At 69.1% G+C, this 13,401-nt stretch carries 12 protein-coding genes; 5 read left to right on the top strand and 7 right to left on the bottom strand.

Going from position 1 to position 13,401, the window contains the following annotated elements:
• Positions 1-48 precede the first annotated feature (48 nt).
• Positions 49-1,431 carry a DUF4861 family protein gene (locus AC1RRR_RS14640; RefSeq protein WP_492814152.1) on the top strand — a complete coding sequence of 461 codons (1,383 nt, stop codon included), beginning with the start codon at positions 49-51 and terminating at the stop codon, positions 1,429-1,431.
• A 98-nt stretch (positions 1,432-1,529) separates the two neighbouring features.
• On the top strand, positions 1,530-2,825 hold the full coding sequence (locus AC1RRR_RS14635; RefSeq protein WP_492814150.1) for an alpha/beta hydrolase family protein: 1,296 nt from the start codon (positions 1,530-1,532) through the stop codon (positions 2,823-2,825).
• Here AC1RRR_RS14635 and nanR read toward each other — a convergent pair.
• The 7 genes from nanR to AC1RRR_RS14600 all read right to left on the bottom strand — a co-directional run bounded on the left by nanR (position 2,822) and on the right by AC1RRR_RS14600 (position 9,675).
• Complete coding sequence (nanR, locus tag AC1RRR_RS14630) at positions 2,822-3,517, bottom strand: transcriptional regulator NanR (RefSeq protein ID WP_492814148.1); 696 nt, start codon at positions 3,515-3,517, stop codon at positions 2,822-2,824. The genes AC1RRR_RS14635 and nanR overlap by 4 nt on opposite strands.
• Positions 3,518-3,674: 157 nt before the next feature.
• On the bottom strand, positions 3,675-4,655 hold the full coding sequence (locus tag AC1RRR_RS14625; RefSeq protein ID WP_492814147.1) for a sugar phosphate isomerase/epimerase family protein: 981 nt from the start codon (positions 4,653-4,655) through the stop codon (positions 3,675-3,677).
• A gap of 18 nt (positions 4,656-4,673) precedes the next feature.
• Positions 4,674-5,624 carry a D-ribose ABC transporter substrate-binding protein gene (locus AC1RRR_RS14620; protein WP_492814146.1) on the bottom strand — a complete coding sequence of 317 codons (951 nt, stop codon included), beginning with the start codon at positions 5,622-5,624 and terminating at the stop codon, positions 4,674-4,676.
• Positions 5,625-5,632: 8 nt separating this feature from the next.
• Positions 5,633-6,487 carry a DeoR/GlpR family DNA-binding transcription regulator gene (locus tag AC1RRR_RS14615; protein WP_492814144.1) on the bottom strand — a complete coding sequence of 285 codons (855 nt, stop codon included), beginning with the start codon at positions 6,485-6,487 and terminating at the stop codon, positions 5,633-5,635.
• A 41-nt stretch (positions 6,488-6,528) separates the two neighbouring features.
• The gene (locus AC1RRR_RS14610) at positions 6,529-7,560 is read right to left on the bottom strand and encodes an ABC transporter permease (RefSeq protein ID WP_492814143.1); all 1,032 of its coding nucleotides are present in this window, start codon (positions 7,558-7,560) and stop codon (positions 6,529-6,531) included.
• Complete coding sequence (locus AC1RRR_RS14605; RefSeq protein ID WP_492814142.1) at positions 7,560-9,059, bottom strand: sugar ABC transporter ATP-binding protein; 1,500 nt, start codon at positions 9,057-9,059, stop codon at positions 7,560-7,562. The genes AC1RRR_RS14610 and AC1RRR_RS14605 overlap by 1 nt, the downstream gene beginning before the upstream one ends.
• Positions 9,060-9,063: 4 nt before the next feature.
• A complete protein-coding gene (locus AC1RRR_RS14600; protein ID WP_492814141.1) occupies positions 9,064-9,675 on the bottom strand; it encodes a DUF2291 family protein in 612 nt (203 codons plus the stop codon).
• 454 nt (positions 9,676-10,129) lie between these two features.
• Between AC1RRR_RS14600 and AC1RRR_RS14595 the strand changes: the two genes are divergently transcribed.
• The 3 genes from AC1RRR_RS14595 to AC1RRR_RS14585 are packed head-to-tail and all read left to right on the top strand — an operon-like array spanning position 10,130 to position 13,365.
• Positions 10,130-10,969: a transketolase gene (locus AC1RRR_RS14595; RefSeq protein ID WP_492814139.1), complete on the top strand. Its 840-nt coding sequence runs from the start codon at positions 10,130-10,132 to the stop codon at positions 10,967-10,969.
• Positions 10,970-11,920, top strand: a complete 951-nt coding sequence (locus AC1RRR_RS14590; protein ID WP_492814137.1) for a transketolase family protein — start codon at positions 10,970-10,972, stop codon at positions 11,918-11,920.
• On the top strand, positions 11,917-13,365 hold the full coding sequence (locus tag AC1RRR_RS14585; protein WP_492814135.1) for an FGGY family carbohydrate kinase: 1,449 nt from the start codon (positions 11,917-11,919) through the stop codon (positions 13,363-13,365). Before AC1RRR_RS14590 ends, AC1RRR_RS14585 begins: the two co-directional genes overlap by 4 nt.
• Positions 13,366-13,401 lie beyond the last annotated feature (36 nt).

The following is a 13,401-nucleotide window of genomic DNA, read 5'->3' as shown; positions in this document are numbered from 1 at the left end:
TTCCCCTACGGCGTCGCCTTTGATGGCGCAAAGCCAGGGAGGCTAACCATGCTTATCGATCGCCGTCTGTTCGCCGCCTCGGCGCTCGCCTTTTCCCTGGCCGGCGCGGCGCACGCGGCCGACCGCCCCTGGTACACCCAAGGCGCCTTCGCCCCGACCGAACGCATCGCCATCCAGGTCACCAACGACCTGGACGAAGACCGCGTGAACAGCCCCGTGACCCTGACGCCCGAGCAGCTGCCGATGCTGCGCGGCGCCCAGGCCCTGACCGTGACCCTGGTCGATCCCGACGGAAAGCCGCGCCCCGCCCCCGACCACGAGCGCCAGGCCATGGAAGGCCCGCATGGTCATCTGGTCGAGGCCAACGGCCGCGCCGTCGACTACCAGCTGGACGACCTGAACGCCGACGGCCTGTGGGACGAGCTGTTCTTCCAGGTGAACCTCAAGGCCCACGAGACCAAGACGATCTACATCTATCGCGGCTTCCAGCAGCGCGGCTGGAACCCGCACCGCACCCACGCCGGCATCGGCAGCTACATGCGCCACACCGTGCCCTTCTGGGAGTCCGAGGCCGTCGGCTGGAAACTGTGGTTCCCGACCGACGCTGACGTCTACGGCAAGCGCGCGCCGCTGCTGATGTCGCCGCGCCTGTATGGCGAGAACCTGGACGGCTACGCGGTGTCGCGGATCGATCCCAAGCTGGGCTCGGACATCATGTCGGTGGACGACAGCTTCGGCGGCGGCGGCATCGGGGTGTTCGACGACCCGGCCAAGCCCGACGCGATCTCGCGCCCGCGCTTCACGCCCAAGTCCGACCAGGCCAACCGCTTCAACGGCAACGGCCTGACCGACACGCGCTACGCCTTCGAGGTCGTCACCAACGGTCCCCTGCGCAGCATGATCCGCGTCAAGACCATGAACTGGGACAGCGGCAAGGGCCGTTACGAAGTCGAGCAGCTCTACACCGCCTATGCCGGCCAGAACTATTCGACGGCCCGCGTGACCTTCAAGACCTTTGCGCCGAAGGCCAAGACGGGTGCGGCCTGGGCGGCCGGGATCCGCAAGCACGCGCCCGAGGAGATCCTCTACCAGCAGGGCGGCGTGGCGATCACCGGAGGCAGCGAGCTGGTGCGCAATCCCGACGACAAGGAGGCGGTGCAGAACGGCTTCCGCATCGACTATGCCGGCTCGGCCCTGGTCGTTCGCGACGCCTACAAGCCGACCTACGTCTCCAGCCCAGACCGCCAGGGCAACCACGTCTTCAAGGTGGCCCCGACCAAGGACAACCGCTTCGAATACATGATCGCCGCCGCCTGGAGCGAAGGCCCGACCTTGAAGACCGCCGACGCCTTCAAGGCCTACGTGATCAAGTCCGCGCGCGAGTACAATTCGCCGGTTCGGGTCGGCGGCGTAGCGGAGGAGAAGCGCTAGGGCGCCGCTCGCGCAAGCGCGGCGCCGTTCGCGAAGCGGCGCTGGCGGAGCGGCGCCGGACGGGTGACTTGGGCCACCCGACAACGCCGAGACCGACCATGCTCGCCTTCCTCGCCGCAGCCCTCGTGGCCGCTTCGCCTCAGCTCGACGCCGTTCCGCAGACCCGCCTGGATGAGGCCCTGCGCTGCCGGCTGGGCGCCTATGCCCTGCCCGCCGGCCAGGTTGTGACCATCACCGGCGCCGACGGTCATCCCCGGAACCTGAAATACACGCTCTCGACCGGCGCCTTCGGCCGGCTGCAGGAACGCCCGGACGGCGTCTATGCCGGCGGGCCGCTGACGATCGCCTTCGAACCCTGCGAGACCGGCCGCCTGACGCTGACGTGGGGCGCTGTCACGGAGCAAGGCGCCCGCCTGCCGCTGGCCGAGACGCAGACGACCTTCACCAGCGAAGGCGTCGCGATGCATGGCAAGCTGGTCATGCCGCAGGGCGGCCGCGCCAAGGCCCTGGCCGTCTGGATCGAGGGCTCCAACAACGACCCATCGACCGACGACGCCATCTGGCCGTACGAGCTGGCCCGGCGCGGCGTGGCGGTGTTCGTCTACGACAAGCGCGGGACAGGCGGATCCGCCGGCGCGCTGTCAGCCAATTTCGATGTGCGGGCGCGCGACACGGCCGCGGCGGTCAAGGCGGCGCGGCGAATGGCCCCAGACGTGCGCCAAGTCGGCGTCATCGGCGGCAGCCAGGGCGGCTGGGTCGCGCCCCTGACCGCGACCTTGACCCCGCTGGACTTCGTCATCCCCGCCTTCACCTTGGCCGAGGGCCCGATCGCCCAGGACCGCCTGCTGGTCGAAGCCCAGGTGCGCCAAGCGGGCTTCCAGGACGAAGACCTCGCCAAGGCCAGGACGCTGACCGATCTCACCGCGCGCGTCGTCCGCTCCAACTTCACCGACGGCTTCGCCGAGCTGGACGCCTTCCGGGCGCAGCATGCCGGCGAGCCCTGGCTGAAGGTCATCCAGCCGCGCTCGCACACGGGCATCCTACTGACGGTGTCCAGCGCCGACGCCAGGGCGGGCGGCGTGGCGGCGTCCCACAGCCTCAGCTTCGGCTACGAGCCGCGCCCGCTGATCGAGACGATCCGGCCACGCCAGCTATGGCTGCTGGGCGGCAGTGACCGCCAGGCGCCGAACGCGCGCACCCAGGCCATTCTCAAGGAGGTGCAGGTCAAGCGGCCCGACCTCGCCGTCGTCGTCTTTCCGAAGGCTGACCACGGGCTGATCGAGCGAAGCAAGAGCGCCTATGCGGCGGGCCTGTTCGACATCACCGCCGACTGGATCAAGGACCGGAAACTTCCGGGAACTGGCGCCTTCGTGGTCGCGCCAGCGGCGGACTAGAGGTCCAGCGAGCGCAGCAGTGCGGCCTCGGCGCCGTCCGGGTCGCGGGCCGTCAAACGCTCGACGATCTGGGCGTATTCGGCGACCAGCCTGGCGCGGTGCTCGGCCGGCTCGTCGGCATTGGCCGGCAGCCAGCCCAGCATCGCCTCGGCCACCGCGTCGAAGATGGCGTTGCGTGAGATGGCCGCCAGCTTGCCATGGAAGGCGCGGTCCAGGGCGACGAAGGCCTCGGCGTCGTCCAAGGCCTGGCGCTGCTGGGCGACCAGGCGCTCCAGCTGCTCCAGATCGGCGGCCTCGGCCTTTACCGCCGCCTCGCGGACCATGCCGCGTTCGAAGAAGCGGCGGGCTTCCTTGAGGTTCTCGACCATGTTCGGCGAGGCCGACAGCATCAGCTGGGCCACCAGGTCCAGCTGGCCGACCGCCGCCTTGGCCGTCAGCGGTCGCACGCGGGCGCGCTCGCCGTGCTTGATGGTGATCAGGCCCTGGTTGGCCAAAGCCTGCATGGCCTCGCGGATCGCCGGGCGACCCACGCCGTAACGGACCATCAGCTCGCGCTCGGACGGCAGCGCCTCGCCCGGCGCGTACTCGCCCGAGGTGATCATCGCCTTGAGGCGGTCGAGGACATGGTCGGAGAGCTTGCGCTTGGCGATCGGCGTCTCGACCAGCCCTCCGTCTGCATTCCGGAGCGCCATGCCCGGAAACTGTAGCAACGCCGGTTCGAAGTCCAGCCAGTGGATCTGAACCCAGCCTCGCGCCCGGTGGAAAGCCGGGCGGCGGATCGCCCCTGCCTGCGCGGGACGCCGTTCGACGCCCCGGGGCTTGAGGCGCTGGAGCGACCGCCGCGCCATGTCAGTACGACGAGAACAGCGCCGCGCGGGCCAGGCGCTGGGCCTCCAGGGCGTCCTGGCGATCCTGGGCGGCCTGCATGGCGTCGAAGTCCAGCTTGTCCAGCGCCCGGTCGATGACCTTCAGGAAGTCGATCGCCAGCTTGGCGGCCGTGACGCTGTCCTCGCGGAACGGGAACTGGTCCAACTGCCAGACGCCTTCCCAGTTGTTCTTGCGCAGCACGTAGAAGAACTCGAACAGCTCGATCGGGTGGACCGAGCCGGCGACCATGTCGTCGTCCCAGCTGCGCAGGTTGTCGTTGACGTCCATGCCGAACAGGCGGCCGTGGTCGATGGCCAGCTGGGCCGCATCGGCCGGCGACTCGCCGCCGTACAGCGAGTGGCCGAAGTCCAGCAGGATGCCGATGTTGGGCAGGCCGATCTTCTCGATGCCCAGCAGGGTGCGGGCCACCGAGTCGAAGCTCATGTGGTTGCGCGGCTCGCGCGGCTTGTATTCGATGACGAACTTCAGGTCGGGGTTCTGGCTGGCCAGCTCGCCGACGCCGTCCATCGACATCTGCCACAGCTTCTTGTGGTCGACCTGGAAGGGGTAGTCCCAACCATCCTGGCCCGGCCACAGCTTGACGTAGTCGGCGCCGAAGCGGCGGACCACGTTGGCGGCGTCATTGCACATCTCGTTGGCCAGGCGGCGCACGCCCGGATCGGGATTGGTGAAGGCGCCCTTCGAGAACTGACGAGTATAGATCTCGGGCGTGATGCCGATGACCCCGAGGTTGTTGCGCTTCAGCGCGACCTCGACCTCGTCCAGGCTGAGGTTCGGATCGACGAACGGATAGTTCAGGTCGACCACCGACAGGTCGCCGACCTGGCCGGCCTTGTCGATGGCCTCGATCAGGCTGACGGGCGGGCCGTAACCGTCGGTGGCGTAGCGGTCGACATAGGTGGCGAAGTGCCAGATGCCGGCTCCGAACTTCAGCTTGCTCATGAGCGCGTACTCCAGAAACTAACGACGGTTGAGATTGAAATTGTCGAGGTCGCGGGCGTTGGCCGACGTGACCAGGAAGCAGTCCATCAGCTGCTTCTCCGGCTGACCGGTCTTGCCGGTCTTCAGGTAGCGGTCGGCCAGCTCGACGGCGTACTGGGCCTGGCGGAAGGCCGGCTGCAGTACGGTGGCTTTCAGTTTGCCGGCCAGGATTGCGTCGCGGGCGTCGTTGGAGCCGTCGAAGCCGACCACCACGACGTCGCCGCGCCCGGCGCTTTCCAGGGCCGCCACCGCGCCCATGGCCATGGTGTCGTTGCCGGCGACGATCCCCTTCACCTCGGGATGGGCCTGCAGGATCGACTGGGTCTTGGCGAAGGCTTCCGACTGGCTCCAATTGGCCGACTGGCGGCCGATCATCTTCAGGTCCGGATACTGGTCGATCACCTCGTGGAAGCCGCGCGAGCGGATGGCGGCGTTGGTGTCGCTCTCCTTGCCGACCAGCTCGACGTAACCGCCCTTCTCCCCCATCGCCTGGACGAAGGCCTCGGCGCCCAGGGCTGCGCCCTGGAAGTTGTTGGAGACGATCTGGGCGGTGGCCAGGCCGCGCACATTGATCTCGCGGTCGATCAGGAACACCGGCACGCCGGCCGCCTTGGCCTTGCCGATCGCGGCGGCGCTGGCGTCGGCCCCGGCGTTGTCCAGGATGATCGCGGCGGCGTTGCGGGCGATCGCGGTGTCGATCAGCTGGCTCTGCTTGTAGGCGTCGTCGTCGTGCGAGAACTTCAGGGTCTCGTAGCCCAGGGCCTTGGCCCGCGCCTCAGCGCCTGCCGCCTCCTGGCCGAAGAACGGATTGTCCATCGACGGCGTGATGATGACGATCAGGTTCGAGCGGCCCTTGGGCGCCAGCCACGAGATCCCGAGGACGACCGCGACGACGGCGGCGATCGCGATGATCAGGTGGCTGCGTTTCATGGCGCTCCTTAGGCGGTCAACACGCGGATGCCGCGGGCCTCGAGGGCCTTGCGGTCCTCGTCGCGGATGCCGTCGTCGGTGATCAGGGTCTGGATGACCTCGACCCCGCCGCCCAGCGACGAGAACGAGGTGCGGCCGATCTTGGTGGAGTCCGCCACCAGGCAGACATGCGAGGCCGCCGCGATCATCGCCTTCTTGATCGGCAGGTCGGCCAGGGACGGATAGGTCAGGCCGGCCTCCAGCGAGATCGCCGCCGTCGCCAGGAAACAGGTCTCGGCGTACAGGCCCTCGAAATAGGCGGCCGAGCGCTCGCCGCTCAACGACAGGGTCGGGGCCTTGAACTGACCGCCCGGCATGTGGACCGTGCACGAGGGCAGCGCCCCCAGGGTCAGGGCGATGTTCAGGGCGTTGGTGACGACGTTGAGGTTCTGCCGTTCCAAGAGGTTCAGGGCCACCTCGGTGGTGGTCGAGCCGCTATCGAGGATCAGGGTCTGGCCGTCGGTGACCAAGGATGCGGCCAGGCGGCCGATCCGGCGCTTGGCTTCCATGTTGACCCGGTGCTGCAGGGCCATGTCGCGCACCTGCTGGGGCACCGAACGCAGGAAGGCGCCGCCGTGCTCGCGCACGATGTGGCCTTCGACCTCCAGCTTCTCCAGGTCCTGGCGGATGGTGGGTTCGGAGACGCCGAAGGCTTCGGACAGCTCGCGCACGCGGGCGCTGCCTTCTTCCTGCAGCCACTCCAGGATCTTCATGCGGCGCGGCTCGGCCAGCAGCCCCGAGCCGGCCGTGGCCATGGCGCGCTGGCGGGCCGAGCTCTTGGCCGCGGTGTCGTTCTGAGCGCCTTTCGGACCGGACTTGGCCATGGCTCTCTTGCTCCTCTGCGTGACGGCGCCCTTGGTCACGGTCAGGCCTTGCCTGCCGCCGTGAGGCGTCCTTGCAGTTGGTCGAGCACGACAGCGGCGATGATCACAAGTCCTTTGATGACCATCTGCCAAAACTCACTGACGCCCATCATCACCAGGCCATCGCCCAGCACGCCGATCACGCAGGCGCCGATCAATGCGCCGCCGACCGTTCCACGCCCGCCCGACAGCGACGCGCCGCCCAGCACGACGGCCGCGATGGCGGAGAGTTCGAAGGTCTCACCGCTGGCCGGATGGGCGGCCACCAGCTCGGAGGAGACGATCAGGCCCACCAGCGCCGCGCAGACGCCGGAGATGACATAGACGGCGACCTTGACCCGCTCGACCCGCACGCCCGACAGCATGGCCGCGCGCTCGTTGCCGCCGATGGCGTAGACCCAGCGGCCGAACGGCGTGTCCTTGGCGACGAAGGCGGCGACCAGGGCGATCAGCGCCAGCAGGATCACCGTCACCGGCAGACCCAGGACCGAGGCCGAGCCCAGCAGCGGGAAGCCCTCGTTGCCCAGGTCCGGACGGCCGACCAGGTTGGGGAAGGTCGCGCCGTTCGACAGCAGCATGGCCGCGCCGCGCGCCACGTAGAGGACGCCCAGGGTGGCAATGAACGGCGCGATGCGGAAACGCGCCACCAGCACACCGTTGAACAGGCCCGCGATCCCGCCCAGCACCAGCACGAGGACGACGACCACCGGCACGCTGGGATAGACGACCACGCCCAGCGGCTGCAACGTCACGCCGTTCAGGATCAGGGCGCCCGCGACCATGCCGGCCAGGCCCGCGATCGAGCCCACCGACAGGTCGATGCCGCCGGTCAGGATCACATAGGTCATGCCGATCGCCAGGATCGCCGTGATCGCCACGTGCTTGAACATGATCAGGAAGTTGGACGCCGACAGGAAGTTGGGGGCCATCACCGAGAAGAAGGCGATGACCACCGCCAGGGCGATCAGGGCGCGCAGCTTCAGCAGCAACGCGACGACGCTCGGGCCCGTCGAGGAAGTAACTTCGGTCGCCATTACGCGGCGGTCTCCATGACGGCGTTGGAGGCGGCCACCAGCGCGCTCTCCGTGGCCTGTTCGATCGTCAGGTCGGCGGTCAGACGGCCAGCGGCCAGCACCAGCACGCGGTCGGCGACGGCCTGGGCTTCCAACAGGTCGGAGGTGGCGAAGACCACAGCCAGGCCCTGGTCGGCGAGGGCGCGCATGGTGTCGAACACCTCGCCGCGCGCGCCGATGTCGACGCCCCGGCTGGGCTCGTCCAGCAGCATAACCAGCGGCCCGGTCATCAGGCCACGCCCGATCACCACTTTCTGCTGGTTGCCGCCCGACAGCGAGCCGATCGCGGCTTCCGCGCCCGCCGCCTTGACGCCCAGACGGGCCATCATGTCGGCGATGGTCGAGCGCTCCTGGCCTTCACTGATCCGGCCGCCGCGCAGGAAGCCCAGCAGACTGGAAAGGCCGAGGTTTCCGCCCACGGACAGATTGTGGAACAGGCCGTCGCGCTGGCGGTCCTCGGGGACGAAACGCATGCGCTTGCGACAGCGCTCGGCCAGGCTCAGCGACGAGACGTCCTCGCCGTTCAGGATCACGGTGCCGCCGGCGTTGCGCGCGCCGCACAGGCTCTCCAACAGCTCGGTGCGGCCCGAGCCCAGCAGGCCGTAGACGGCTGTCACTTCACCGGCCCGGAAGTCGGCGCTGACATGGTCGACCAGGAAACCGCCGCCGCGACGCGGCAGGGCGATGTCGCGGGCCGACAGCACGACCTCGCCAGCCTTGCGCGTCCCGCCGCGCGGCCGCTGACGGGCCTTGTCGCCCAGCATCTTCTCGATGATCCAGGTCACGGAAACCTTGGACGCCGGCTCGGAAGCGATCAGCCGGCCGTCGCGCAGCACGGTGACGTAGTCGCCGATGCGCATCAGCTCTTCCAGCCGGTGGGAGATGTAGATCACCGCCACGCCGGCGCGCTTCAGCTCGCCGATCACGCCGAACAGCACCTCGACCTCGGCGGCGCTGAGGGCCGAGGTCGGCTCGTCCAGGATCAGCACCCGGGCGTCCTCGACCAGGGCCTTGGCGATCTCGACGATCTGCTGCTCGCCGACCCGCAGGTCGCCGACGGGCGCGTCGGGATCGATGCCGTGGGCCAGGCGCGCCAGCACCGCGCGGGCGCGGGTGTTCTCGGCGGCATGGTCGGTCGCGCCGACCTTGGTCAGCTCACGGCCCAGGAAGATGTTCTGGATGACGGTCAGGTTCGGGCAGAGGTTCAGTTCCTGGAAGACGATGCCGACGCCGGCCTTGGCGGCCTCGCGCACCGAGGCGAAACGCACCGGCTGGCCGTCCAGCAGCAGGCGGCCCGAGGTGGGCTGCTCCACCCCGGCCAGGATCTTCATCAGGGTCGACTTGCCCGCGCCGTTCTCACCGATCAGCACATTGACCGCCCCGGCGTGAACATCGAAGTCGACGCCGTCCAGCGCCGTGACGCCGCCATAGGTCTTGCCAATCTTCTCCGCCCGCAGCACGGCGTCAGACTCCGACCCGCTCGAGGCGCACGGGCGTGACGACCACCGGATCGTCGGCCTTGCCCAGCTGGAACACGCCTTGGAACCGCACGCGGTCGCCGGGCTTGAGGCTCTCGGCGGCCGGCCGCGCCTGGCGCAGGGCTCGTTTGGTCAGGGCCCCGCCGACCTCGGCGAAGGCGATCTGGTTGGAGAAGTCGTTGAAGGTCACGAACGGCAGGCTGTCGCGCAGCGCCGAGCCCGACACGACCGGTCCGACCAGCACCTCGACCGGCTTGCCGTCGACCGTGACGGTCACCGCGCCGGCGCGGGCATTGGTCTTCACGGCCGTGACCTGGCCCTCGCCCTGGGTGACGAAGGTCCAGGGCGAGCCGTCGCCGGCCTTGCGGCCATCAGCGGCGCCGGCGGCGTCCAGGTTCAGGTCGATGCTCTTGGACAGCGCACCAAGCGGCTTGGCCTGCTTGTCCCAGTAGGGCGCGGCCTGGGCGTCCCAGACGGCGTCGACATAACGCGCAGCGTCGAAGCTGCCGGCCTGGCGCTCGCGGGCGGCGCGATCGGCGGCGATGGGGATGACCTTGCAGGCGCTGACCACGGGCAGCAGGGCGACCAGGACGAGCATCAGGCCCGCCCGTCGCATGCTATCGCCGTGATCCTGCTCGCCCGCCTGCCGCAACGTCAGCCTCTCCCCGGATCGTGCGCCATTTTCGGCGCTACTTTCGAATGATTTCGAATTCGGACGAAACGTGTCATGGCGGATTGGGACTGTCAATCAGCCCTTACCGCAAAGGGGCTACCGACCTTTGGCGGGCGTGATTTTCGCCTTATACATATAGACTTAGCCCGCGGAACCGGTCGTCCCGGCGTACTTATCGGGCTTTCCCGCAGCACTCGAAACGAAGAAAATCGAAAACAAACGACGCATTTCGTCGTTGCACTCGCAAACCGCCCCGCCTAGTTTGCGGATCGAGGGAGGCCTGGAACCAGGCGGAATCGAGCGCGGTCGAAAAACGCGCCTCTTCCGCGGTCGCACGCACCCTCGACCCATGCCGCGACGACCAGTGAGACCGTCGAAGATGAACCAAGTTCACCGCCAGGGCGCGGACGACCTGCAAAGCCGCGCCGCCCATGTGGCGCGGCGCGCCAACTGGATCCGTCGCAGCGCGCTGAAGATGATCTTCGAGGCCAAGCAGGGCCATCCCGGTGGCGACCTGTCGGCGGCCGACATCCTGGCGGCCCTCTATTTCGACGTCATGCGCTACGACGCGACCCAGCCCAATGACCTGGGCCGCGACCGCTTCATCATGAGCAAGGGCCACTGCACCGGCGCCTTCTATTCCGTGCTGGCCGGCGCGGGTTTCTTCCCGGAGGCGGAGCTCGCGACCTACCTCCAGCCGCTGTCGCGCCTGAACGGCCACCCCAGCCGCACCTATCTGCCGGGCGTCGAGACCAATACCGGTCCGCTGGGCCACGGCCTACCGGTCGCCGTCGGCGCGGCCATTGCCGGCCAGATCGACAAGGCCGACTTCCGCGTCTTCGTGCTGACCGGCGACGGCGAACTGCAGGAAGGCAGCTGCTGGGAAGCGGCCATGACCGCCGGCCACCGCAAGCTGTCGAACCTGACCCTGATCGTCGACCGCAACCGCCTGCAGCAGGGCGCGCCGACCGAAGAGACCGTCAGCCTGGAACCCCTGGCCGACAAGTGGCGCGCCTTCGGTTGGGACGTGCTCGAGATCGACGGCCACGACCCGGCCGCCCTGATCACCGCCCTGGAAACCACCGGCGAAAAGCCGCTGTGCATCATCGCCTCGACCGTGAAGGGCAAGGGCGTGTCGTACATGGAAAACCAGGCCGGCTGGCACCATGGCTGCCCGACCCCCGAACAGTATGCTCAAGCCTTGGCGGAGCTCGCTTAAGTGAACGATCCCGAAAAGACCGAAGGCCTGTTCGACTGCCGCGAGGCCTATGTCGCCACGCTGGAAGCCCTGGCGGAAACGGACGCGCGGATCGTCGCCGTGGTCAATGACAGCGTCGGCTCCAGCAAGCTGGGCGGCTTCCGCAAGAAGTTTCCCGAGCGGCTGATCAACGTCGGCATCGCCGAGCAGAACATGATCGGCGTCGGCGCCGGCCTGGCCAACGGCGGCAAGATCCCGTTCGTCAGCGGCGCGGCCTGCTTCCTGACCGGCCGGGCGCTGGAGCAGATCAAGGCCGACATCGCCTACTCGCAAGCCAATGTGAAGCTGTGCGGTATCTCCAGCGGCATCGCCTACGGGGAGCTGGGCCCCACCCACCACTCGATCGAGGACCTGGCCTGGCTGCGGCCGATGGCGCCGCACCTGACCGTCATCGTGCCGTCCGATCCGTGGGAGACCAGCGAGGCGATCAAGGCCGCCGCCGCCTTCGACGGGCCGGTGTTCGTCCGCATCAGCCGCATGCCGGTGCCGGCCCTGGTCCACACCGCCGAGACCTTCCAGATCGGCAAGGCCGAGACCCTGCGCGAGGGCGGCGACGTCGCCATCATCGCCAACGGCACCATGGTCCATCGCGCCCTGGCCGCCGCCCGGCTCTTGGCGACCGAGGGCGTCGAGGCCAAGGTGATCAACATGGCCACCCTGACCCCGCTCGACGAGACCGCCATCCTGGACGCCGCCAAGACCGGCGCGGTGATCACGGTCGAGGAGCACTCGGTGCGCGGGGGCCTGGGCGGCGCGGTGGCCGAGGTGCTGGCCACCAACACCCCCACCCCGATGCGGATCCTGGGCTTCCCCGGCTTCCTGCCCACCGGCTCGGCCGAGTTCCTGATGGAGCGCTACGGCCTGACCGCCGACGGCATCGCCGGCGCCGCCCGCGACCTGCTGGCCAAATGAACATCCTTGCGATCGACCAGGGCACGACCAACACCAAGGCGGTGTTGGTCGGCCCCGAGGGCGAGATCCTGGCCCAGGCCTCGCGACCGACGGCGGTCCGCTATCCGCAACCTGGCTGGGCGGAGTCCTCTGCCGACGACATCTGGGCCAGCGTCGCCGGCGTGATCAAAGAGATCGTCGGCTTGGGCTGCCCCGTCGCCGCGATCGGCCTCTCCAACCAGCGCGAGTCCGTCGTGCTGTGGGACGCCGCCACCGGCCGCCCGGTCGGCCCCTGCGTGATCTGGCAATGCGGCCGCTCTGCGTCGCGTTGCGAGGCGCTAAAGGCCGAGGGTTACGAGCCCGACGCCATCGCCCGCACCGGCCTGACGCTCAATCCGATGTTCTCGGCCGGCAAGCTCTCGTGGCTTCTGGACCATGCGGAAGACGGTCGCGCCCGCGCCGCGCGAGGCCAGCTGAAGGCCGGCACGGTCGACGCTTGGCTGCTGTGGAACCTGACCGGCGGCGCGCAGCACGCCACCGACCACAGCAACGCCTCGCGCACCCAGCTGATGAACCTCTCCAGCCTGGCATGGGACCCGGAGATGGCGCGGCTCTTCGACATCCCGCTGGAGGTGCTTCCGGAAATCCGGCCGTCCGACAGCCTGTTCGGCGAGACCGCGCGGGGCGCGACCGCCCTGCCCGCCGGCATTCCAATTCACGCCGCCATGGGCGACTCCCACGCGGCCCTCTACGGCCACGGCCTGGACGGCCCCGGCCGGATCAAGGCCACCTGCGGCACCGGCTCGTCGTTGATGACGGTGACCAAGGAGCGGATCTGGTCGGCTCACGGCCTGTCCAGCACCATCGCCTGGAGCCGGACAGGCGGCGCGCTGCACGCGCTGGAAGGCAATATCTCGGTCTCGGGTCACACGGTGGCGTTCGTGACCAAGCTGCTGAACCTGCGGGACGAGCACACGCTCACGGACCTCGCCCTCACCGTCCCCGACAGCGGCGGCGTCGTCCTGGTCCCGGCCCTCGCCGGCCTGGGCGCCCCGCACTGGCGCGACGAGGCCCGAGGTCTGGTCAGCGGCATGAACCTGGGCACCACGCCCGCCCACCTGGCCCGCGCGGCGCTGGAGGCGGTGGCTCTGCAGATCCACGACGTGTTCATGGCCATGCAGGCCGACCTGCACGGCGACCTGCCAGCCCTGAACGTCGACGGCGGCGCCTCGCGCAACGACGTGCTGATGCAGCTGCTGGCCGACCTGATCGACCGCCCGGTGATCCGCGCCGACGCGGCCGAACTCAGCGCCCTGGGCGCGGCGCGGCTGGCGGCCGAGGGGATGGGTGTGAAGGCCCCGCCGGCGCGTCCAGCGGAGCGGACCTTCGAGCCGGCGATGAGCGCCGAAGCGCGCGGCGAGACCGTCGCACGCTGGCAGGACGCCTTGCGGCGGGCGATGCTCTAGAAGGCCACACCCTTATCCGCTCATCCCCGCGAAAGC

This window comes from Caulobacter sp. GW821-FHT12D05, assembly GCF_058807295.1.
This window is presented reverse-complemented; position numbering and strand designations above follow the sequence as displayed.